The sequence below is a fragment of the Streptomyces curacoi genome (assembly GCF_001513975.1).
Taxonomy (GTDB): Bacteria; Actinomycetota; Actinomycetes; order Streptomycetales; family Streptomycetaceae; genus Streptomyces; species Streptomyces curacoi.
The window spans coordinates 612,996-634,200 of sequence record NZ_KQ947984.1; the positions used below are offsets into that span (position 1 = coordinate 612,996).

Genomic DNA, 21,205 nt, shown 5'->3' on the forward strand with positions numbered 1-21,205 from the left:
CGCACCGCCACCCCTGCCCCGGTAGGAGGATGGGGGTATACGCCGGCTGTAGAACATGCGTCCTGAACCCAACCGGGGGATGATCGGTCGGGGAAGGCTTTTCTGGCAGACTCTGTGCCCATGGGTGACACGACCGTGACGACACTGGGAGGCCGCGAAGCGGCCGTTCCTCCTCCCGTCGCGGACGAGACGGGGCAAAACCCCCTGCGCCGACCGCGCACCCCGCGCCGCCCTCGCCTCTGGTTCGAGATCCTGCTGATCGCGGTGAGTTACTGGACGTACTCACTCATTCGCAACGCGGTACCGGAGCAGAAGGCCGAGGCTCTGCGCAACGCCGACTGGCTCTGGAAGCTCGAACACCAACTGGGCATCGCCGTCGAGGAGTCGATCAACCACACCGTGAACTCGGTGACTTGGCTCATCGTCGGCATGAACTACTACTACGCGACGCTGCACTTCGTCGTGACCCTCGGCGTCCTGGTCTGGCTCTACCGCAGCCACCCCGGCCGCTACGCGGCGACCCGCCTGGTCCTCTTCGCCACCACGGGTGTGGCCCTGGTCGGTTACTACCTGTACCCGCTCGCTCCCCCACGGCTGATGGTCGGCGGCGGCTTCATCGACACGGTGCTGGTCCACGACACCTGGGGTTCGATGGCCTCGGGCGACCTGAAGAACATGTCGAACCAGTACGCCGCGATGCCGTCCATGCACATCGGCTGGTCGGTCTGGAGCGGCCTGACGATCTTCGCCCTGGCGAGGATCCCCTGGGTCCGCGTCCTGGGCGTGCTCTACCCGGCGGCCACCCTCGTCGTGATCGTCGCAACGGCCAACCACTTCTGGCTGGACGCGGTGGGCGGCATCCTCTGCCTGGCCTTCGGCTACACGGTGGCACGCCTCTGGTACGGAGCGCTGCCGCACGCCCTCCCGAAACGGGTGGGCACGCGCCCGCACCCGCCCACGGCGGAGAGGGAACGCGCCGGGGGGCGTCCGCCCGCAGCGGCCGACGTCAACGCCGAGCCCCCCACCGAGGAACCGAGCCACCGGACCGAGGACGGACACCCCCCCGCGCGGCCCCGCCCCACGACCCACGCGTAGGCGCTACGCGCGGCCCCACGGAACCCCCGCACGGACCGACGCAGGCATCGACGCGCACTCCCACGCACCGCGCAGGCCGCCGCACGCATCGCGACCCCCACGCACCGCGCACAGCCCGCCGCACGCATCGCGACCCCCACGAGCCGCGCACCGGACCGCCGCAGGCATAGCGCGCACCCACCGTCCCCGCACCGGCGGCGCGGGCTCGCGCGCACCCCACGGAACCGCAGCCTCACGCCCCGTAGAACAGCTCCTCCACCACGCCCCGAGCCCGACGCGCGGTACGCCGGTAGGCGTCGAGCATGTCGCCCACGTGACCGGGCCCGTACCCCAGGTACCGCCCCACCGCCGCGAGCTCCCGCCCGTCGGACGGGAAGGTGTCCCCGGCCCGCCCCCGCACCAGCATCACCGCGTTGCGCACCCGCGTCGCCAGCACCCACGCCTCGTCCAGGATCGCCGCCTCCTCGGCCGGGATGAGCCCGGCCGCACAGGCGGCGGCGAGGGCCTCCCGCGTCCGTGTGGTCCGCAGGCCCGGCTCCGCCCAGCCGTGCCGGAGCTGCAGCAGCTGGACCGTCCACTCGACGTCGGACAGACCGCCGGGCCCCAGCTTGGTGTGCAGCTTCGGGTCGGCGCCGCGCGGCAGGCGCTCGGACTCCATACGGGCCTTCAGGCGCCGGATCTCCCGCACGGCGTCCTCGCCGAGGCCCTCGGCGGGATACCGCAGCGGGTCGACCAGCTCGATGAAACGGCGGCCCAGATCCTCGTCCCCCGCGACCGGCTCGGCCCGCAGCAGTGCGTGCGACTCCCAGACCAGGGACCAGCGGCGGTAGTAGGCCGCGTACGACTTCAGTGTGCGCACCAGCGGCCCCGACTTGCCCTCCGGGCGCAGACCGGCGTCGATCAGCAGGGGCGGGTCCGAACTCGGGATCTGCAGCAGCCGGCGCATCTCCTCGACCACCCGGTTCGCGGCCGCCGCGGCCTCCTGCTCGTCCGCCCCCTCGCGCGGCTCGTGCACGAAGAGGACGTCCGCGTCGCTGCCGTAGCCCAGCTCGTGCCCGCCGAAGCGCCCCATGCCGATGATCGCGAACCGGGTGGGCAGAGTCTCCCCCCAGCCGTCCCGCACCACCGCCCGCAAGGTCCCCGCGAGGGTCGCCGCCGTCAGGTCGGACACCGCCGCGCCGACCCGGTCGACCAGGGCGCCCTGGTCGGCCTCGGCCGGCTTCGTCTCGGTGCCGTAGGAGTCGACGATGTCGGCGGCGGCCGTACGGAAAAGCTCCCGTCGCCGCACGCCACGCGCCGCCGTGACCGCCTGTACGGCACCGTCCGCGCGCCGCACCGCGGCGAGGATCTCCTGCTCCAGGTGCCCGCGCGAGCGCGGCTCCAGACCGCTGCCGCCGTCGCCGTCACCGAGCAGCGCCACCGCCTCCGGTGCCCGCATCAGCAGATCGGGGGCGAGACGGCCCGCCGACAGGACACGGGCGAGGTTCTCGGCCGCGGCGCCCTCGTCCCGCAACAGCCGCAGATACCAAGGGGTCTTGCCGAGCGCGTCCGACACCTTGCGGAAGTTCAGCAGGCCCGCGTCCGGGTCCGCGGAGTCCGCGAACCAGCCCAACAGGACGGGCAGCAGGGTGCGTTGGATGGCCGCCTTGCGGGTGACGCCGGAGGCCAGTGCCTCCAGGTGGCGCAGGGCGGAGGCCGGGTCGGCGTAGCCGAGCGCGACCAGCCGTTCCCGCGCCGCCTCCGCGCTCAACCGTGCCTCGCCGGGGGCGAGTTGGGCGACCGCGTCGAGCAGCGGGCGGTAGAAGAGCTTCTCGTGCAGCCGCCGTACGACGCTCGCGTGCCGTTTCCACTCGCGGTTCAGCTCGGCGACCGGGTCGGCGCGCAGGCCGAGGGAGCGGCCGATGCGGCGCAGGTCGGCCTCGTCCTCGGGAACCAGGTGCGTGCGCCGCAGCCGGTAGAGCTGGATGCGGTGCTCCATGGAGCGCAGGAAGCGGTAGGCGGCGTCGAGTTGGGCGGCGTCGGCGCGGCCGACGTAGCCTCCGGCGGCGAGGGCCTGGAGGGCGTTCAGCGTGGTCCCGCTCCGCAGCGACGCGTCGGCCCGCCCGTGCACCAACTGCAGCAGCTGTACGGCGAACTCGACGTCCCGGAGACCGCCCGGGCCCAGCTTGAGCTGCCGGTCGAGTTCGGCGACGGGGATGTTCTCCACCACCCGGCGGCGCATCTTCTGCACGTCGGCGACGAAGTTCTCCCGCTCGGCGGCCTTCCAGACCAGGGGCTCCAGCGCGGCGACGTACTCCTCGCCCAGCTCGATGTCGCCCGCCACCGGGCGGGCCTTGAGCAGCGCCTGGAACTCCCAGGTCTTGGCCCAGCGCTGGTAGTAGGCGAGGTGGCTGCTGAGCGTGCGCACCAGGGGGCCGTTGCGGCCCTCGGGGCGCAGATTGGCGTCGACCGGCCAGATCGAGCCCTCGACGGTGGTCTCGGAGCAGATCCGCATCATGTGCGAGGCGAGCTTGGTGGCCGACCTGAGCGCCTTGCCCTCGTCGGCGCCTTCGACGGCCTCCCCGACGAAGATGACGTCGACGTCGGAGACGTAGTTGAGCTCGTGGCCCCCGCACTTGCCCATGGCGATGACGGCGAGCCGGCACAGGGCGGCGTCCTCCGGCGCGGCGGCGCGGGCGATGGCGAGGGCGGCGCGCAGGGTCGCGGTGGCGAGGTCGGCGAGCTCGGCGGCCGTCTGGGCCACGTCGGTGGTGCCGCAGACGTCGCGCGCGGCGATCGACAGCAGGCAGCGCCGGTAGGCGACGCGCAGGGACACCGGGTCGGTGGCCTCGGCGAGGCCCCGCTCGAACTCCTCCACCTCCGGGTGCAGGTCCTGCGGCTCGTACCTGACCAGGGCCTGCCAGTCGCCGGCGTGCCTGGCGAGGTGGTCGGCGAGCGCGGCCGAGGCACCGAGCACGCCGAGCAGCCGGTCGCGCAGGGGCTTGGCCGCTATCACCGTGTCGAGCAGTTGCCGCTGGGTGACGGGGTCGGGCTGGGCTTCGAGCAGCCGTACGAGGCCGTGCAGGGCCAGGTCCGGGTCGGCGGTGGCGCCCAGGGCCTCCAGCAGCACCGGGTCGTTCCTGATCGGGGCGAGCTCGACGCTGTCCAGGAGCCGCTCGGCGGCCGACGCGTCGGTGAATCCGTGCCGCAGCAGCCGTGTGAAGGTACTGCTCCTGCGCCCCGGCCCCGTCATCTTCGGCCTCCCGTCCGATCAAGGTCGTACGCGATCGAGCCTAACCGCAGTACCTGGGAGTGGCCCCGATGAGTTCCGGTGGCCCGCGCGGTCTGCCTTGTGGAGCGACACGTCTGGAGGGCGTCCGATGACCGAGAAGCAACCGCAGACCCGGCTGGATGCGCGCTACAGCGACGAGCGGGCCACCGCGACCCCCTGGGCCGAGGCTGAGAAACTGCTGGCCGGGGCGGAGCTGTTCTGGATCTCGACGGTACGACCGGACGGGCGGCCGCATGTGACCCCGCTGCCGGCGGTGTGGTCGGAGGACGCGCTGCATTTCTGCACGGGCCCGGAGGAGCGCAAGGCGAGGAACCTGGCGGAGAACCCGAACGTCGTGCTGACGACCGGCACGAACACCTGGAACCAGGGCTTCGACCTCGTGGTCGAGGGCGAGGCGGTGCGGATCACCGACGACGCCCGGCTGCGCGAGCTGGCCGCCGCGTGGGAGGCGAAGTACGGCAGTTTCTGGCACTTCGAGGTACGGGAGGGGTATTTCCACCACGGTCCGGGACGGGCTGCCGTCTTTTCGGTGGCACCGCGCACGGTTTTCGGCTTCGGTAAGGGAGAACCGTTCAGCCAGACCCGTTGGCGTTTCACCTTGGAGGATCAGCAATGGACTTCACGCTCGAAGTGATCCCGCTGCCCGTGAGCGACATCGACCGGGCCCGCGACTTCTACCGGGACAAGGTCGGTTTCCACGTCGACATCGACCAGGAGGTCATGCCGGGCATGCGGATCGTCCAGCTGACGCCTCCGGGCTCGGGCTGTTCGATCGCCCTCGGCGACAGCATCTGGGACATGGCCCAGGGCGAGACCAAACCCGAGCCCGGCTCCTACCAGGGCCTCCAGCTCTGCGTCGCCGACATCAAGGCGGCCCGTGCGGAGCTGGTCGAGCGCGGCCTCGACGTCTCGGAGCCGGTCCAGTACTCCCCCGACGACGGCGCCACCTTCATGTACTTCAAGGACCCCGACGGCAACGGCTGGTCCGTCCAGGAGTACCGGCGCAGGAGTGAGGAGCCGCTCCACCGGCTCCTGTCGGAGCAGGCGGCGCGGCGGGACTGATCATCAGGTACGCCCGCTCTGTGTGAAGGGGCACCCTTGCAACCGCCGGTGCCACCACCGCAGCCGCCGGTCGGCGAGCGGATCCGGCAGGGTACGGGCGCGGTACTCCGCGTCCAGCGCGGCGACGGTCCGCGCCAGCTCGGCACGGTCCCGCGGGGGCAGGTTCCGCAGGACGGTGCCGAGCACGTCGCGAGCGTGCCGGACGTCCCGGAGGGAACAGCCGCGGCAGCCGCAGTCGTCGCCGTACGGATAGCGCGGCTTACGCCCCGCGGGCCTCAGAAAAGCCTCGTATCTCCGCAGGGCATGGTCGGTGACGCCGGGGAAGACGAAGTAGTCGGCCGAGAGCGCCTCATGGCGGTGTACGGCGAGGCTGGTACGGGCGGAGAGCCCGTGGATGCGGTCCGGGGCGGGCGTGTCCCACCAGCGCGCCCCCTGTCGAAGCCACTGCGCGGCGCGCAGCGAACCGGGCCGCCTACGCGGCATCGGCCTTTCGTGATGGCGAGTTCATGAGGATCAGTATGCCGCCGTGCGCCCTGGGTGCTGGGTAGGCCGGGAGGCGAGTCGTTCAGGCATTCGATTCTAAGGGCTGTGCCGTAAGTGTGGTTGCGGACAGCCACTGTGACTGAGCACTCCAATTGGCCCTTTCGCGCTTGAGTCGGCCCCGCTGAGCGTCGGAGTTGCCCCGCAGGGCGACGGCCGTGAGCCTGACCGGGGATTTCACGGAAGGAGGTACGAGTCAGCGCTCGCAATGTAGGAGGTCACGGGCTCCCCACAGTGTGGTGCGCAATGTGCGTGCGTCCGAGTACGGTCCCGTACCGTCCACCATCGGCGCGTCATACGGCCTCTTACGGGTGACGGAAAAGCGTTTCGCCAGGGCATCCATGTCTGGTGGCATCGCACGGAGGGGAGGGCGCGGACACAGGCACCTGCTGTGAGAGGACTGGCAGTGAGCGATCCGTGTGTGAGCAGATCCGAATCGTCGTACCGGGACGTGCAGGAGGCGGCCTTCCGGCGGGTGTGCGACGCCATGGGCAGTCACGATCTGGATGCCTTGGTGTCCGTCTACACCGAGGACGTCCACTTTGTGGACAAGACGCTCCGGTGGGACCTGCACGGCCGTGACGAGCTCCGTGACCACTTCGGACTCTGGTTCGCCGCCACCTCCAGGCTGGGCATGTCCGCTCTGGACAGAGTCCATGCTGCGGGCCGGGCCGCCTTTCTGTGGCGCACCTTCGGAACCGTTCTCTCCGGCCAGCGGTTCGACGTCCCAGGAACAAGCCTGTTCACCTTCACCGCCGCCGGACAGATCAGTCACGAGACCGTGCAGTGGAACCTCGCAGACCTGCCTGACCAGGCCGCAAGGGACATGGGCCTGCGTCCCGCTGCCGCCTCCGAACTGTTCGTTGCGCCGGTGGCCAATGGACGGGGCACGGAGGCGGCGAGGCTGGTGGAGCGCCACCGGGCTCGACGAAAGGGCATCCCGGAACACCATCAGGGGTAAGCCCGCCGGGCGCGGCCCTGCACGTGCGGGTAGTCGACGGTGATGCCGCCTCGCCGCGTCCCCGAACACTCGGCTCGGCATCCGAGGCCGGGCCATTGCCCTTCTCCCTGGCCAACTCGTCTGCTGACCCATTGGGCCAACCGCAGCACTCAACCGGGCCAACTCAGCCGCTCAGGGGCCAACTCAAGTGCTCGGTCACAGCCACGGCCTCATCAGTTGCTCAGGTTCCTCCACAGATGCCGCTCCTCCAGGGTCCCGAACCGCACGTCGCCGCGTTCGAGGTCGACGAGGATGGGCCAGCAGTCCAACAGCTGCTCCCTCACGTCACGCGAAGCGAGGTACTGCACAGAGTTGTAAGGCACGATCAGGAGGCCGTTGTGCTCGCGGACTCGTTCCATGTCTATGGCAAGAGGAGGCTCGTCATCGCGCTGGCTGTCGGCGAGAAACGCCACTGCGAGCTGTAGAGCGTCGTCCTGCTTCATCATTCGTCTCCAGTCCGTAGGCCAACCACCAGGTCGTCCTCGTAAGAGCTCTCCGGCGCGAAGGCCGCCGTCGGTAAGACGACAGTGATCGCGGATGACGGCTACCGGGGCACCGGCCGTGTCATCCCGCACCGCCGCGAACGCGGCCAGGCCGAACTCCCGGCCCGGATCCGAGACTGCCGGCCAAAAGGCGACAGCGCCCAACACGCCATGCTCGGATTCGCCCGCCTCCGCAACCTCGTCCTCAGCGGCTGACCGAGAAGCGAGACGAGCGAGCAGACGACCAACAGGCACGTCTCCGATCACTTACGGGACAGCACTTAGGAGCAGGCTGCCCGCGCCCCACAGTGATCCGGCTCGGACGGCCCAGAGACCACCCAGGGCCAGTGACGGGTGTTCGGGGCCGACATCTCGGCCGTCGGCCCCAACCGCCGAGTCAGCAGAAACGCTGCTCTGGCCTGCCCCTACAGCACCGGCAGATTCTTCCGCAGCTCGAACGCGGTGACCTCGCTGCGGTACTCCTCCCACTCCTGCCGCTTGTTGCGCAGGAAGAAGTCGAAGACGTGCTCGCCCAGCGTCTCGGCGACGAGGTCGCTGCGTTCCATCAGGGTCAGGGCCTCGCCGAGGTTCTGTGGCAGCGGCTCGATGCCCATGGCGCGGCGCTCGGCGTCGGAGAGCGCCCACACGTCGTCCTCGGCGCCCGGAGGCAGCTCGTAGCCCTCCTCGATGCCCTTGAGGCCGGCGGCGAGCAGGACGGCGTAGGCGAGGTAGGGGTTGGCGCCCGAGTCCAGCGAACGGACCTCGACGCGGGCCGAACCGGTCTTGCCGGGCTTGTACATCGGGACGCGGACCAGGGCCGAGCGGTTGTTGTGGCCCCAGCAGATGTACGAGGGGGCCTCGCCGCCGGCGCCGGCGGTGCGCTCGGTGCCGCCCCAGATGCGCTTGTAGGAGTTGACCCACTGGTTGGTGACCGCGGAGATCTCCGCCGCGTGCCGCAGCAGGCCCGCGATGAAGGAGCGGCCGACCTTGGAGAGCTGGTACTCGGCGCCGGACTCGTAGAAGGCGTTGCGGTCGCCCTCGAAGAGCGACAGGTGGGTGTGCATGCCGCTGCCCGGGTGCTCGGAGAAGGGCTTGGGCATGAAGGTCGCCTGGACGCCCTGCTCCAGCGCGACCTGCTTCATGACCAGGCGGAACGTCATGATGTTGTCAGCCGTGGAGAGCGCGTCGGCGTAGCGCAGGTCGATCTCCTGCTGGCCGGGCGCGCCCTCGTGGTGGGAGAACTCCACCGAGATGCCCATCGACTCCAGCATGGTGATCGCCTGGCGGCGGAAGTCCATGCCGATGTTCTGGGGGGTGTGGTCGAAGTAGCCGGAGTTGTCGGCCGGGGTCGGGCGGGAGCCGTCGAGGGGCCTGTCCTTCAGCAGGAAGAACTCGATCTCCGGGTGGGTGTAGAAGGTGAAGCCCAGGTCGGAGGTGCGGGCCAGGGCGCGCTTGAGGACGTAGCGCGGGTCGGCGAAGGACGGGGAGCCGTCCGGCATGAGGATGTCGCAGAACATGCGGGCGGTGCCGGGGGCCTCGGCGCGCCAGGGCAGGATCTGGAAGGTCGACGGGTCCGGCTTGGCGATCATGTCGGACTCGTAGACCCGGGCGAAGCCCTCGATCGCCGAGCCGTCGAAGCCGATGCCCTCGTCGAAGGCCTGCTCCAGCTCGGCCGGGGCCACGGCCACGGACTTGAGGAAGCCCAGCACGTCCGTGAACCACAGGCGTACGAACCGGATGTCGCGCTCCTCCAAGGTCCGGAGCACGAACTCCTGCTGCTTGTCCATCTTCCGCTTCCCCATCCTTGCTGGTCAGGCCGCCTGTCTCCGGTACCGCGGGAGGCGGTCGGGCACCTGAGCATCCCACCACAACAGCATTTCATGCGCGTTGCGGACCTTGATCGCCTCGGCGATCCCGGGCTGAACGCCTCGCGTACGTCAGGTGTACCGCGCACGAGCAGGTGTTCTCCTCCTCCGCCCATCTTGCCTGCTCGGACCGACATCCGTAATGCCCGGCCCGAACGGCCCACGGACGACGGCCTCTTTAATTTGCATCTCAAATGCAAGTTTTAATGCCGTGCCGCCCAGTCGAGCCCCGAGCTGCTGAGGGACCTGTTCAACCGCGGCGACCAGGCGGCCGGCACCCAGCGGCAGGCCCTGGCGGGCTCCATCGCCGCCTTCGCCACGCACCTCCTGGACCACCCTGAGCAGCGGCCCGACGTGCTGCTGGGCCGCATCGCCCACAAGCACGCCTCACTCGGCGTCACGGCCGAGCAGTACGGAACCGTCCACGAGCACCTCTTCGCCGCCATCGCCGACGTGCTCGGCGAGGCCGTCACGCCCGAGGTCGCGGCCGCCTGGGACGAGGTCTACTGGCTGATGGCGAACGCGCTCATCGCCCTGGAGAAGCGGCTGTACGAGGAGCGGGGCGGTGCCGAGTGGCGGGAGTGGGAGGTCGTCGCGCGCGTCGAGGAGACCGCCGACGTCGCCACCTTCCGGCTGCGCCCGGCCGACGGCCGCCCGGCGCCCGGCTTCCGGGCCGGACAGTACGTCTCCGTCCAGGTGGAGCTGACGGACGGGGCCCGGCAGATACGCCAGTACAGCCTCTCCGCCGCACCCGGGTCACCGGTACGCCAGATCAGCGTGAAGCGGGTGCGCGGCGGCACCGCACCCGACGGCGAGGTCTCGAACCACCTCCACGCGCGCGTGCGGGCCGGCGACCGGCTGCGCCTGTCGGCGCCGTACGGCGATCTCGTGCTCGGCGACACCGACACCGACACCGGCACCGGCACCGGCACCCCGCTGCTCCTCGCCTCCGCCGGCATCGGCGTCACCCCGATGGTCGCGTTGCTGGGTGAGCTCGCGGACACCGGGTACCAGGGCCCGGTACTCGTCGTGCACGGCGACCGCTCCCCCGCCGAGCACGCCCTGCGCGCCGACCACGAGGCATACGCGAAGAAGCTCGCGCACGCGTCGGTCCACTTCTGGTACGAGACGCACGCCGACGCCGACGAGGAGTCCCACCGCACCGGCCTGGTCGACCTGACCGGCATCGCCGTACCGCGGGGCACGCGCGCGTACCTGTGCGGTCCGCTGCCCTTCATGCGGGCGGTGCGGGCGCAGCTGATCGAGAAGGGTGCGGCACCGGCCGACATCCACTACGAGGTGTTCGGGCCGGACCTCTGGCTGGCGCAGGAGGGCTGAGGCCGGGCCGGCCTCAGGGCGCCCGGCCGATCCGGAGCAGCAGCGGCCCCGTGGGGTCGGCCGTCACATCGGCCACCGTCAGCGGGTCCAGCGAGGCGTAGAAGGCCTCCTGGGCCCGGCGCAGGGCGCCCCGCAGCCGGCACCCGGAGTTGAGCGGGCAGGGGTGGTCGCCCTCGCAGTCGACGACGTCACCGTCCCCTTCGAAGGCGCGCACGATGGCGCCGACCGACGCGGTACGGCCCCTGTCGCTGAGCGAGAGGCCGCCGCCGCGGCCCCGGCGGGCGTCGACCAGGCCCATGTACTGGAGCTCGGCGACGACCTTGGCCGCGTGTGTGTAGGGCACCTCCATGTCCGCCGCGACCTGCCGGGTCGTCGGCGTGGCGTCGCCCAGGACGGCGAGGCGCATGAGGAGCCGGAGTGCCAGGTCGGTGGAGCGCAGCAGCCGCATGGGCGCAGCGTAGATAATGCGCATATGAGGCTCCAAATATTGGTTGGACGGCCCCGGAGCGCCGACGCCTCGCGCCGGACGGCGCATCGTTCTGATCCGGTCTTTCCTGCGGCCTCCCTACAAGAGGTCACACCTTCCCCATTACGATCAGCGGACCCGACCGTCCCTTTCCCCGAAGGACAACACTCATGGGCTCGGCCAAGAACAAGGACAGCGCGGCCCGCAAGGCGCGAATAGAGGAGATGCGGCGCGCCGAGCGTGCCCGTGAGCAGCGCAACCGGATCCTCACGATCGCGGCCAGTGTGGTGATCGTCGTCGGCCTCGTGGTCGGCGGTGTCGTCCTCGTGCAGTCGCAGTCCGGCAAGGACGACGAGGCGACCGACGCGAAGACCACCGGGAAGCTCGTCGCCGGCGAGGACGGTGTGAGCACCTGGAAGGGGACGCTGGGGCGCACCCACGTCAAGACGTCCGTGAAGTACCCGCTGGAGCCCCCTGTCGGTGGCAACCACCACGACGCGTGGATGAACTGCAACGGCGACGTCTACACCAAGGAGCTGGCGAACGAGAACGCCGTGCACTCCCTGGAGCACGGCGCGGTGTGGGTGACGTACACCTCCAAGGCACCCAAGGCCGACATCGAGGCGCTGGCGGCGAAGGTCAAGCAGACGCCGTACACGCTGATGAGCCCGGACGAGAAGCAGAAGGCCCCGATCATGCTCACCGCGTGGGGCGCGCAGCGCACGGTGACCGGCGCGGACGACCCGAACGTCGGCAAGTTCTTCGAGAAGTACGTCCAGGGTGAGCAGACGCCCGAGAAGGGCGCGGCCTGCACGGGCGGTCTGTCGGAGTGAAGCAGCACGTCGGCTGGATGGCAGGGGCCGCCGCGGCGGTGCTCGTCGCGGCGGGTGCGATCACCTACGCCGTCGCCGAGGACGGCGGTTCGAACGAGAACCCGAGTGCCGACTCGGCGGACGCCGGGTTCGCGCGGGACATGGCGGTGCACCACCAGCAGGCCGTGGAGATGTCGTACATCGTGCGCGACCGCACCAAGGACGAGAAGGTGCGGCGGCTGGCGTACGACATCGCGCAGACGCAGGCCAACCAGCGCGGCATGCTGCTGGGCTGGCTGGATCTGTGGGAGCTGCCGAAGGTGTCGTCGGACGCGCCGATGACCTGGATGGGCATGGGTGACATGGCCTCCGGCGAGGACGGCGCGCTGATGCCGGGCATGGCGACCAACACGGAGCTGAAGAAGCTCCAGGGCCTCAGCGGCAGGCAGGCGGAGATCTTCTATCTCCAGCTGATGACGGACCATCACAAGGGCGGCATCCACATGGCCGAGGGCTGTGTGGACAAGTGCTCGGTCGGCGTGGAGAAGCAGCTCGCGCAGGGCATGGTGGACGGGCAGCAGTCGGAGATCGGCCTGATGAGGGACATGTTGAAGGAGCGGGGCGCCGAGCCGCGGCCGTAGTGCTCGCACGGCGTGGTCCGCCGCCCGCCGCCGTCCTCAAATGGCCTTGTCATTAGGTTAATTGGGGGCTTCTTGGCCCCGGTATTCCCCTGGCATGAACAGTTCATCGCGAGAGTGACGACTGTCGAGTGATCCACTCGCGACGAACCGCACAGGGGGTTTCATGAGATCCAATCGCGCCACCCTGCGCGCCGGAGTGAGCCTGGCGGCGACCCTGCCCCTGCTCGCCGGCGCGCTGGCGCTCGGCACACCCGCCGCGCACGCCTCGGACCGGCCCGCCCGGGACACGCTCGCGGGGACCAGGCCCGCGTGGGCCACCGCCCGCTCCGACCGGGGCGCGACCGCGGACAGCGCCCGGCTCTCCGCCCGCGTCTACCTCAAGGGCCGGGACGCCGCCGGCCTCGCCGCGTACGCGAAGGCCGTGTCGGACCCGAAGTCGGCGTCGTACGGCAAGTACCTCACCGCCGGCCAGGCCCGCGCCCGCTTCGGCGCGACCAAGGCCCAGGTCGCCGCGGTCAAGGAGTGGCTGACCTCGGCGGGCCTGAAGGTCACGGACGTCACGCGGCACTATGTCGCCGTCACCGGCGAGGTGGCCGCCGCGGAGAAGGCGTTCGGCACCCAGCTGCACAACTACACCAAGGGGGCCGCCACTTACCGCGCGCCCACGACGACCGTCTCGGTGCCGGACCATCTGAAGGACGCCGTCCTGACCGTCACCGGACTGGACAACGCGCCGCACCTGGCCCGCCACCAGGACCGGCTGCCGCAGCCGGAGACCGTGTTCCGCAACGCCGGGCCGTTCTCCTCGTCCTACGGCTCGAACGTGGCGACCACGCTGCCGGAGGCGTACGGCACCAGGATCCCGTACGCCGTCAAGGGCTACACCGGCCAGCAGCTGAGGGCCGCGTACGGCGCCGGCAAGCACACCGGCAAGGGCGTGCGCATCGCCATCACCGACGCGTACGCCTCCCCGACCATCGCCTACGACGCGGCCACCTACGCCAAGAGGCACGGCGACGCGGCCTACACCAGCGGCCAGTTGCGGCAGGTCCTGCCCGGCAAGTACACGCGGACCAAGGAGTGCTCGGCGGCCGGCTGGTACGGCGAGGAGACCCTCGACGTCGAGGCCGCGCACGCGGTCGCGCCCGGTGCGCAGATCACGTACGTGGGCGCCGCCTCCTGCTACGACGAGGACCTGCTGGACTCGCTCGGCAAGATCGTCGACCACCATCTGGCCGACATCGTCTCCAACTCCTGGGGCGAGGTGGAGTCCGCCCGGACTCCGGACCTCGCGGCCGCCTACGACCAGGTCTTCCAGTTCGGCGCGGTCGAGGGGATCGGCTTCTACTACTCCTCCGGCGACGACGGCGACGAGGTCGCGAGCAGCGGCACCAAGCAGGTCGACATCCCGGCGAGCTCGGCGTGGGTGACGGCGGTCGGCGGTACGTCGCTGGCGGTCGGCAAGGGCGACTCGTACCTGTGGGAGACCGGCTGGGGCACGCAGAAGGCGGTCCTGTCGGACGACGGCAAGAGCTGGGTGGACTTCCCCGGCGCCTTCACCTCGGGCGCGGGCGGCGGCACCAGCAAGACCGTCCCCGAGCCGTACTGGCAGCGGGGCGTCGTCCCGGACGCGCTGGCCGGGGCCCACAGCGCCGACGGCAACCGCGTCGTCCCGGACATCGCGGCGATCGCCGACCCGAACACCGGGTTCCTGGTGGGCCAGACGCAGACCATGCCGGACGGGAAGACACAGGCGTACGACGAGTACCGCATCGGCGGCACCTCGCTGGCCGCTCCGGTGATCGCAGCCGTACAGGCACTCGCGCAGGAGGCGCGCGGCGGCGAACCGATCGGGTTCGCCAACCCGTCGATCTACGCGAGGTACGGGTCGAAGGCGTACCACGACGTCACCGATGACCCGACCGGCTCCGGGCTCGCGGTGGCGCGCGTGGACTTCGTCAACGGCTACGACGCCACCGGCGGCCTGACCACCTCGGTACGCACCCTCGGCCACGACAGCTCGCTCCGGGCCGTGAAGGGCTACGACGACGTGACGGGCGTGGGCACGCCCGCGAGCGGTTACGTGGAGTCGTACCGCCGCTGACCGGCGCCGCCGCCAAAGGAGCGCCCCGCCGACGGGGGAAGATCGGCGGGGCGCTTTGGTGCCGCAGTGGCTCAGGGGTGTCCGGCGGGATCAGTGGACGGAGTGCTCTTCCTGCGGGAACGTTCCGCCGACCACGTCCTCCGCGAAGGCCTTCGCCGCGTTGCCCATGACCTCGCGGAGGTTGGCGTACTGCTTCACGAACTTGGGGACCCGGCCGCCGGTCAGGCCCAGCATGTCCGTCCAGACCAGCACCTGCGCGTCCGTCTCCGGCCCGGCGCCGATCCCGACCGTCGGGATGTGCAGGACCCGGGTGACCTCGGCGGCCAGCTCCGCCGGGACCAGCTCCAGGACGACCGCGAACGCGCCAGCGTCCTGGACCGCCTTGGCGTCCCGCAGCAGCTGTGCGGCGGCCTCCTCGCCGCGGCCCTGGACGCGGTAGCCCATGGCGTTGACGGACTGCGGGGTCAGGCCGATGTGGGCCATGACCGGGATGCCGGACTCGACCAGGAGCTCGATCTGGCGGTGCGAGCGCTCCCCGCCCTCCAGCTTCACCGCCCCGACGCCGGCCTCCTTCACCAGCCGGGTCGCCGAGCGCAGCGCCTGCACCGGGCCCTCCTGGTACGAGCCGAACGGCAGGTCGCCGACGATCAGGGCGCGGGAGGTGCCCCGCACGACGGCCGCCGAGAGCATGGTCATCTCGTCGAGCGTGACGGGTACGGTCGTGTCGTAGCCGAGGTGGCAGTTGCCCGCGGAGTCGCCGACGAGCATGACCGGGATGCCGGCCTCGTCGAAGACGGACGCGGTCATCGCGTCGTAGGCGGTGAGCATGGGCCACTTCTCGCCCCGCTCCTTGGCGAGGGCGATGTCGCGGACGGTGATGCGGCGGGTGCCCTTCCCCCCGTACAGCGCCTTGCTGCCGTCGGAGGGGTTCGCCTGAGGCGTCTGGGCAGCCGAAAGCTGCGTCATTGCAACGGCTCCTTCTGTCATCTCGAGGCGCCCTTACGGCGTCCCCGGATCCCCTCCATGGTGGCACTTCGTGCCAGCCAGGGCCAGGGCACTCCGTGTGAGTTCTTCCGCGTAAGGTCTCGGCAAAAATTTACGATACGAGACGGTGCCGTATCGTAAGTCCCGTAGGCTCGACGGCATGACTTCTCCCGCCGCCACAGCCCCCCGCATACCGGAAGCCGTGCACCGGCGCCGCTGGGCGATCCTCGGCGTGCTGATGCTCAGCCTGCTGATCGTCGTCCTGGACAACTCGATCCTGAACGTCGCCATCAAGACCATCTCGACCCCGGCTCCGACCGGCCTCGGCGCCACCCAGGGCGAGCTGGAGTGGGCGATCAACTCCTACACCCTCGTCTTCGCCGGCCTGCTGTTCAGCGCCGGTCTGCTCGGCGACCGGCTCGGCCGCAAGAAGGTCCTGCTCGGCGGCCTCGCCGTGTTCGGCGTCGGCTCCGCCCTCGCCGCCTTCTCCGGCTCGCCCGGCGAGCTCATCGCCTTCCGCGCGGTGATGGGCCTGGGCGCCGCCTTCGTGATGCCCGCCACCCTCGCCGTCCTGATGAACGTCTTCGAGCGCGACGAGCAGCCCAAGGCCATCGGCATCTGGGCCGGCGGCGTCGGGCTCGCCATCGCCATCGGCCCGATCACCGGCGGCGTCCTGCTCGACCACTTCTGGTGGGGGTCGGTCTTCCTCATCAACGTGCCGATCGTGCTGCTCGCGCTCGCGCTGATGCTGTGGCTGGCCCCCGACTCGCGCGACCCGAACCCGGGCCGGCTCGACCCCGTCGGCGTCGTGCTCTCCGTCGTCGGCCTGGTCCTGCTGGTCTACGGCATCATCAAGGGCGGCCAGCTCGCCGACTTCACGGACCCGGCGGTGCTCGGGACGATCGCCGCCGGGCTCGCCGTCCTCGCCGCCTTCGTCGTGTTCGAGAAGCGCAGCGACCATCCGTCCATCGATGTCACCTACTTCAAGAACAAGGTCTTCTCGGCCTCGGTCGGCGTCATCGCGCTGGTCTTCTTCGCCCTCATGGGCGTGACCTTCTTCTCGGTCTTCTACACCCAGAGCGTGCGCGGCTACTCGCCCCTTCAGACCGGCCTGCTGATGCTGCCGCTGGCCGCCGCCCAGATGATCTTCGCGCCGCGCGCCCGGCTCCTCGTCGACCGCTTCGGCAACCGGGCCACGACCACCGGGGCCATGCTGCTCATCGCCGCGACCCTGGCCGCGTTCGCCACGTTCGAGGCCGACACGCCGATCTGGCTGCTGGAGGTCGTCTTCTTCCTGATGGGCGCCGCCATGGCGCACATCATGACCCCGATCAGCGTCGTCATCATGCAGGCCCTGCCCCGCGAGAAGGCCGGTTCCGCCTCCGCCCTCAGCAACACCTTCCGCCAGGTCGGCGGCGCCCTCGGCGTCGCCGTACTGGGCTCGGTCATGTCGACCGCGTACCGGGGCGGCATCGAGGACAAGCTCACGGTGCTGCCGGAGGGCGTACGGCACACGGCGGGCGAGTCCATCGAGGCCACGCTCGGCGTCGCGGACCGGCTCGGCTCCCGGGGCGAGGCCCTGGTCGGCCCGGCCCACGACGCGTTCCTGCACGCCATGCACGTCACGGCGCTGTGGGGAACGGGCGTCGCGGTGCTCGGCGCGGTGGTCGTGGCGCTGTGTCTGCCGGGCAGGCCGACGGCGCCTCAGGAGGGCGAGGGCGAGCGGAAGTTGGTCGCGGCCGAATAGGACACGCGCCGACTCGCGTCTCGGGCACGCCGACGTCCTCCGCCAGGGAGAATCAGCACAGCCCACGGAAAGGACCGAACCCAGTGAGCCTCGCCGACAGCCACCCCCGGCACGACGGCCCCGCGCGGGGCCGCCCCCGCAGCGAGGCCGTGGAGCGCTCCATCATGGAGGGCGTCCTGAGGCTGCTGGAGGACGGTGTGCCGCTCGCGGAGCTGTCCATCGAGCGCATCGCCCGTACCGCGGGCGTCGGCAAGTCCACCATCTACCGCCGCTGGAGCGGCAAGGAGGAGCTCTTCGTCGACGTCGTACGCACCGCCGAACCCCCGGACCCGGAACTGCCCGGGACCTCGGCGCGCGACGATCTCGTGGTCCTCATGGAGCACTTGCGCAGGCGCGGGCTGATGAGCCGTTCGTCGGTGCTCCTGCACAACGTCATCGCCCAGATGAAGAGCAGTCCGAAGATCTGGGACGCCTACCACGCGATCGTCGTCGAGCCGCGACGCAGGAAACAGCACGCGATTCTGCGCCGCGGGCAGGAGAGCGGCGAACTGCGCACGGACATCGACGTCGACGTGATGAACGACATGATCTTCGGCCCGATGCTGGTGCGTGCCGTCATGCGCCCGGACGCCGACCTGCCGGAAGGGCTGGCGGAGCAGATGGTCGACACCGTGCTCGAAGGTCTACGGCCCGTCAGTTCCCGCACTCCGTAGCACGCATGTGCGCGTTTCGTCACAGAGCGCGCTTTCCCCCGCCGCGACCGGAACTCGCGAAGGCGACTTGTACGTCCTCGCCCCCGTACGGCCGTCATGGGTACGGCAGGAACGAGCCGATCATCCCCTAGGGTTCTTATTGGGCGCGGGGGGACGACGGTGTGCACGGCAGGTAGTGAGGCGACGGTATGGCGCAGCAGGCGTACGTGACGGAGACGGACAACGGCGGCTCGGGGCCCGAGCGCCGGGAACCCGGGCTTCGGCGCCTGACGAACCGCCTGATGAAGAGCCGCCTGGTCGCGGGCTGGCGCGGCGACCCGCGCATCTGGCGGCGCGGCATCGTGGTGGCCGCCCTCGCGGTGATCCTGGCGCTGGTGATGCTGCTGCACGCGCAGATCCCGAACGCGGTCGGCAACCTCGGCAGCCTGACCGAGACGTTTCTGCCCTGGCTGGGCCTGTTCGTCCCCGTGCTGCTCCTGCTGGCCCTGGTCCGCAGGTCCGCCACCGCCCTCATCGCCGTGCTGCTCCCGGCGGTCGTGTGGCTGAACCTCTTCGGCGGCCTCGTCACCGACAAGACCGGCGCCGGCGGCGACCTCACGGTGGCCACGCACAACGTCAACGCCGACAACGCCGACCCGTCCGGCACGGCCCGGGACGTGGCCGCGTCCGGCGCGGACGTGGTGGCTCTGGAGGAGCTGACGGCCGCGGCGGTGCCGACGTACGAGAAGGCCCTGGCGTCGACGTACAAGTACCACTCGGTGCAGGGCACCGTCGGGCTGTGGAGCAAGTACCCGCTGACCGGGGTCAAGCCCGTGGACATCAAGCTGGGCTGGACGCGCGCCATGCGGGCCGCGGTGGCCACGCCGTCCGGGCAGGTCGCGGTGTACGTCGCCCACCTGCCGTCGGTGCGGGTGAAGATGGAGGCCGGGTTCACCGCCCGGCAGCGCGACAAGAGCGCCAACGCGCTGGGCGAGGCCATCGCCGACGAGCCGCTGGGGAAGGTGGTCCTGCTCGGCGATCTGAACGGCACGATGAACGACCGGGCGCTCAACGCCGTCACCGCCCAGATGCGCTCCACGCAGGGCGCCTCGGGCAACGGTTTCGGGTTCAGCTGGCCGGCGTCGTTCCCGATGGCGCGGATCGACCAGATCCTGGTGAAGGGCATCGAGCCGGTGAGCTCGTGGGCGCTGCCGGAGACCGGGAGCGACCATCTGCCGGTGGCGGCGCGTGTGGAGGTCGACACCTCCTCCTGAGCCGGGGGAACGGGGAATACCGAGGCCGCGCGCATTTGTTCCGGTATTGAACATAGACTTGATCCGGAACTCGCTCTCCCTCGCTCTCCCCCGCTCTCCCTCGAAAGGCACGGCTCACTTCATGCCCCTGGCCCTGCTCGCCCTGGCCGTCGGCGCCTTCGGCATCGGTACCACCGAGTTCGTGATGATGGGCCTGCTGCCCGAAGTCGCGGACGACCTGCACATATCCATCCCCACCGCCGGATATCTGGTCTCGGCGTACGCGCTCGGCGTCGTCATCGGCGCCCCGCTGCTGGCGGCCGTGACGGCGCGGATGTCCCGCCGTACCGTCCTGATCGCGCTGATGGCGCTGTTCGTGGCGGGCAACGCGGCGTCGGCCCTCGCGCCGGATCACTCCTGGCTGCTCGTGGCCCGCTTCGTCAGCGGTCTGCCGCACGGTGCCTTCTTCGGCGTCGGTGCGGTGGTCGCCACGAACATGGTCGCGCCGGAGCGCAAGGCCAGGTCGGTGTCCCTGATGTTCCTGGGGCTGACGGTCGCGAACATCGCGGGAGTGCCGGTCGCCACGCTCACGGGGCAGCACCTGGGGTGGCGGGCGACCTTCCTGGGCGTCAGTGCGATCGGCCTGGCCGCGATCGCCTCGCTCGCGCTGCTGATTCCGCACGACCGGGCGTCGGCGCCGTCCGCCGGCCTGCGCGGTGAGGTGGCCGCGCTGAAGTCCCTGCCGGTGTGGCTGGCGCTCGGCACGACGGTCGCGGGCTTCGGCGCGCTCTTCGCCGCGTACAGCTACGTCACGCCGATGCTGACCGATGCCGCCGGGTACGCCGACGCCAGCGTGACGCTGCTGCTGGCGTTGTTCGGTGTGGGCGCGACGATCGGCAACCTGCTGGGCGGGCGGCTGGCGGACCACTCGATGCGCAGGACGCTGTTCGCGGGCCTGCTCTCCCTGGCAGCGGTACTGGCCCTGTTCCCGCTCCTGATGTCCACGGCGTGGAGCGCGGCCCTGGCGGTGACGCTGCTCGGCATGGCGGCGTTCGTGACCGGCTCCCCGCTCAACCTGATGGTGATGGAGAAGGCCTCCTCGGCTCCGTCCCTGGCCTCCTCGGCCAACCAGGCCGCCTTCAACCTCGCGAACGCCGGCGGCGCCTGGATCGGCGGCCTGGCCCTCGCCGCGGGCTTCGGCGTGACGTCCCCGGCGCTGGCCGGGGCAGCGCTGGCCGTACTCGGCCTGGGCGTCGCCACGGTGGCGTACGCCGTGGACCAGCGGCGAACCGCTCCGCGGGCCGGGCGCGAGCGGGTGGTCGCCGGGCATGTGCCCCAGCAGACCGAGACCGCCCTGCACTGAGAGCCGGCGAGCGGGCCCGCGTCCTCCCGCCGACTGAGAGCCGGTGAGCGGGCCCACGCCTCCCGACGCCGGTCCACCACGGACACGGACGGCGCCCGGATCGCCGCCGGTCCGGCTCCCACCGCGCGCTTCGCGCGTGACCTCTCCGGCGCTGGCCGGGGCAGCGCCGCCGGCCGTACCCGGGCTGGGCATCACAGTGGTGGCGTCCGCGGCGGACCGCGCCACGGGCCGGGCGCCGAGCGGGTGGTCGCCGGGCATGTTCCGCAGCAGACCGAAACCGCCCTGCGCTGAGCGCCGTGGGGCGGACTCCGCCTCCCGCCCCCGGTCCATCACGAACAGCGACGGCGCCCGGATCAGCGGTCCGGCTCCCACCACGCGCCTCCGGCGTGACCTCTCCGGCGGTGGCGTACGCGGCGGACCGCTCCCCTGGCGACCGAAACCGCCCTGCACTGAGCGCCGACGAGCGGGCCCGCGCCTCCCCCGTCGATCC

The 21,205-nt window shown here is 70.9% G+C and carries 17 protein-coding genes and 2 pseudogenes; 13 read left to right on the top strand and 6 right to left on the bottom strand.

Translation table 11 applies throughout. The features are described 5' to 3' along the window. Positions 1–120: 120 nt before the first annotated feature. A complete protein-coding gene (locus AQI70_RS02730; RefSeq protein ID WP_062143527.1) occupies positions 121–1,095 on the top strand; it encodes a phosphatase PAP2 family protein in 975 nt (324 codons plus the stop codon). Positions 1,096–1,327: 232 nt separating this feature from the next. On the opposite strand, the gene AQI70_RS02735 is transcribed toward AQI70_RS02730, so the two are convergent. After that, positions 1,328–4,327, bottom strand: a complete 3,000-nt coding sequence (locus tag AQI70_RS02735) for a bifunctional [glutamine synthetase] adenylyltransferase/[glutamine synthetase]-adenylyl-L-tyrosine phosphorylase (protein ID WP_062143530.1) — start codon at positions 4,325–4,327, stop codon at positions 1,328–1,330. A gap of 127 nt (positions 4,328–4,454) precedes the next feature. On the opposite strand from AQI70_RS02735, the gene AQI70_RS02740 reads away from it, so the two are divergent. Beyond that, complete coding sequence (locus tag AQI70_RS02740; RefSeq protein WP_062143533.1) at positions 4,455–5,000, top strand: pyridoxamine 5'-phosphate oxidase family protein; 546 nt, start codon at positions 4,455–4,457, stop codon at positions 4,998–5,000. Further along, positions 4,979–5,428: a VOC family protein gene (locus AQI70_RS02745; RefSeq protein WP_062143536.1), complete on the top strand. Its 450-nt coding sequence runs from the start codon at positions 4,979–4,981 to the stop codon at positions 5,426–5,428. Before AQI70_RS02740 ends, AQI70_RS02745 begins: the two co-directional genes overlap by 22 nt. A gap of 3 nt (positions 5,429–5,431) precedes the next feature. On the opposite strand, the gene AQI70_RS02750 is transcribed toward AQI70_RS02745, so the two are convergent. Next, positions 5,432–5,911 (bottom strand): hypothetical protein, encoded by a 480-nt coding sequence (locus tag AQI70_RS02750; protein WP_062143539.1) that lies wholly within the window; start codon positions 5,909–5,911, stop codon positions 5,432–5,434. 508 nt (positions 5,912–6,419) lie between these two features. Between AQI70_RS02750 and AQI70_RS02755 the strand changes: the two genes are divergently transcribed. After that, positions 6,420–6,929: a nuclear transport factor 2 family protein gene (locus tag AQI70_RS02755; RefSeq protein WP_215153646.1), complete on the top strand. Its 510-nt coding sequence runs from the start codon at positions 6,420–6,422 to the stop codon at positions 6,927–6,929. Positions 6,930–7,141: 212 nt separating this feature from the next. Here AQI70_RS02755 and AQI70_RS02760 read toward each other — a convergent pair whose 3' ends face one another. Next, positions 7,142–7,411 carry a YrhB domain-containing protein gene (locus AQI70_RS02760; RefSeq protein WP_244181433.1) on the bottom strand — a complete coding sequence of 90 codons (270 nt, stop codon included), beginning with the start codon at positions 7,409–7,411 and terminating at the stop codon, positions 7,142–7,144. 45 nt (positions 7,412–7,456) lie between these two features. On the opposite strand from AQI70_RS02760, the pseudogene AQI70_RS36965 reads away from it, so the two are divergent. Continuing rightward, a pseudogene (locus AQI70_RS36965) lies at positions 7,457–7,666 on the top strand (IS5/IS1182 family transposase); the annotation flags it as partial. A gap of 209 nt (positions 7,667–7,875) precedes the next feature. On the opposite strand, the gene glnA reads toward AQI70_RS36965, so the two are convergent. Continuing rightward, entirely contained in the window at positions 7,876–9,237 is a 1,362-nt protein-coding gene (gene glnA, locus AQI70_RS02765) for a type I glutamate--ammonia ligase (RefSeq protein WP_037889433.1), read from the bottom strand. A 306-nt stretch (positions 9,238–9,543) separates the two neighbouring features. Here glnA and AQI70_RS02770 point away from each other — a divergent pair. Then, positions 9,544–10,653 (top strand): annotated as a pseudogene (locus tag AQI70_RS02770) (globin domain-containing protein); the annotation flags it as partial. Between the two features lie 13 nt (positions 10,654–10,666). Here the strand turns inward: AQI70_RS02770 and AQI70_RS02775 are convergent. After that, positions 10,667–11,101, bottom strand: coding sequence for an Rrf2 family transcriptional regulator (locus tag AQI70_RS02775; protein WP_062143547.1), 435 nt, complete (start codon positions 11,099–11,101; stop codon positions 10,667–10,669). A gap of 188 nt (positions 11,102–11,289) precedes the next feature. Between AQI70_RS02775 and AQI70_RS02780 the strand changes: the two genes are divergently transcribed. From AQI70_RS02780 to AQI70_RS02790, 3 genes are all read left to right on the top strand, one after another. Beyond that, the gene (locus tag AQI70_RS02780; RefSeq protein WP_062143550.1) at positions 11,290–11,952 is read left to right on the top strand and encodes a DUF3105 domain-containing protein; all 663 of its coding nucleotides are present in this window, start codon (positions 11,290–11,292) and stop codon (positions 11,950–11,952) included. A 17-nt stretch (positions 11,953–11,969) separates the two neighbouring features. Then, positions 11,970–12,572: a DUF305 domain-containing protein gene (locus AQI70_RS02785; RefSeq protein WP_062144982.1), complete on the top strand. Its 603-nt coding sequence runs from the start codon at positions 11,970–11,972 to the stop codon at positions 12,570–12,572. A 163-nt stretch (positions 12,573–12,735) separates the two neighbouring features. After that, entirely contained in the window at positions 12,736–14,676 is a 1,941-nt protein-coding gene (locus AQI70_RS02790) for a S53 family peptidase (RefSeq protein ID WP_062143553.1), read from the top strand. Positions 14,677–14,766: 90 nt separating this feature from the next. Here the strand turns inward: AQI70_RS02790 and panB are convergent, their stop codons facing one another. Beyond that, positions 14,767–15,642, bottom strand: coding sequence for a 3-methyl-2-oxobutanoate hydroxymethyltransferase (gene panB / locus AQI70_RS02795; protein ID WP_062143557.1), 876 nt, complete (start codon positions 15,640–15,642; stop codon positions 14,767–14,769). A 178-nt stretch (positions 15,643–15,820) separates the two neighbouring features. On the opposite strand from panB, the gene AQI70_RS02800 reads away from it, so the two are divergent. The 4 genes from AQI70_RS02800 (at position 15,821) to AQI70_RS02815 (ending at position 20,715) form a co-directional block, all read left to right on the top strand. Continuing rightward, complete coding sequence (locus AQI70_RS02800) at positions 15,821–17,407, top strand: MFS transporter (protein ID WP_079051117.1); 1,587 nt, start codon at positions 15,821–15,823, stop codon at positions 17,405–17,407. 83 nt (positions 17,408–17,490) lie between these two features. Then, entirely contained in the window at positions 17,491–18,120 is a 630-nt protein-coding gene (locus tag AQI70_RS02805) for a TetR/AcrR family transcriptional regulator (RefSeq protein ID WP_062143563.1), read from the top strand. Between the two features lie 281 nt (positions 18,121–18,401). Next, entirely contained in the window at positions 18,402–19,373 is a 972-nt protein-coding gene (locus tag AQI70_RS02810; RefSeq protein ID WP_063801550.1) for an endonuclease/exonuclease/phosphatase family protein, read from the top strand. Positions 19,374–19,494: 121 nt separating this feature from the next. After that, the gene (locus AQI70_RS02815; protein ID WP_062143568.1) at positions 19,495–20,715 is read left to right on the top strand and encodes an MFS transporter; all 1,221 of its coding nucleotides are present in this window, start codon (positions 19,495–19,497) and stop codon (positions 20,713–20,715) included. The last annotated feature ends 490 nt before the right edge of the window (positions 20,716–21,205 follow it).

What these genes read in the sequence shown, in the direction of transcription:
- AQI70_RS02730 (WP_062143527.1), top strand. Translation starts at nt 121, where the DNA reads ATGGGTGACACGACCGTGACGACACTGGGAGGCCGCGAAGCGGCCGTT.
- AQI70_RS02735 (WP_062143530.1), bottom strand. Translation starts at nt 4,327, where the DNA reads ATGACGGGGCCGGGGCGCAGGAGCAGTACCTTCACACGGCTGCTGCGG.
- AQI70_RS02740 (WP_062143533.1), top strand. Translation starts at nt 4,455, where the DNA reads ATGACCGAGAAGCAACCGCAGACCCGGCTGGATGCGCGCTACAGCGAC.
- AQI70_RS02745 (WP_062143536.1), top strand. Translation starts at nt 4,979, where the DNA reads ATGGACTTCACGCTCGAAGTGATCCCGCTGCCCGTGAGCGACATCGAC.
- AQI70_RS02750 (WP_062143539.1), bottom strand. Translation starts at nt 5,911, where the DNA reads ATGCCGCGTAGGCGGCCCGGTTCGCTGCGCGCCGCGCAGTGGCTTCGA.
- AQI70_RS02760 (WP_244181433.1), bottom strand. Translation starts at nt 7,411, where the DNA reads ATGAAGCAGGACGACGCTCTACAGCTCGCAGTGGCGTTTCTCGCCGAC.
- glnA (WP_037889433.1), bottom strand. Translation starts at nt 9,237, where the DNA reads ATGGACAAGCAGCAGGAGTTCGTGCTCCGGACCTTGGAGGAGCGCGAC.
- AQI70_RS02775 (WP_062143547.1), bottom strand. Translation starts at nt 11,101, where the DNA reads ATGCGGCTGCTGCGCTCCACCGACCTGGCACTCCGGCTCCTCATGCGC.
- AQI70_RS02780 (WP_062143550.1), top strand. Translation starts at nt 11,290, where the DNA reads ATGGGCTCGGCCAAGAACAAGGACAGCGCGGCCCGCAAGGCGCGAATA.
- AQI70_RS02785 (WP_062144982.1), top strand. Translation starts at nt 11,970, where the DNA reads ATGGCAGGGGCCGCCGCGGCGGTGCTCGTCGCGGCGGGTGCGATCACC.
- AQI70_RS02790 (WP_062143553.1), top strand. Translation starts at nt 12,736, where the DNA reads ATGAGATCCAATCGCGCCACCCTGCGCGCCGGAGTGAGCCTGGCGGCG.
- panB (WP_062143557.1), bottom strand. Translation starts at nt 15,642, where the DNA reads ATGACGCAGCTTTCGGCTGCCCAGACGCCTCAGGCGAACCCCTCCGAC.
- AQI70_RS02800 (WP_079051117.1), top strand. Translation starts at nt 15,821, where the DNA reads ATGACTTCTCCCGCCGCCACAGCCCCCCGCATACCGGAAGCCGTGCAC.
- AQI70_RS02810 (WP_063801550.1), top strand. Translation starts at nt 18,402, where the DNA reads ATGAAGAGCCGCCTGGTCGCGGGCTGGCGCGGCGACCCGCGCATCTGG.
- AQI70_RS02815 (WP_062143568.1), top strand. Translation starts at nt 19,495, where the DNA reads ATGCCCCTGGCCCTGCTCGCCCTGGCCGTCGGCGCCTTCGGCATCGGT.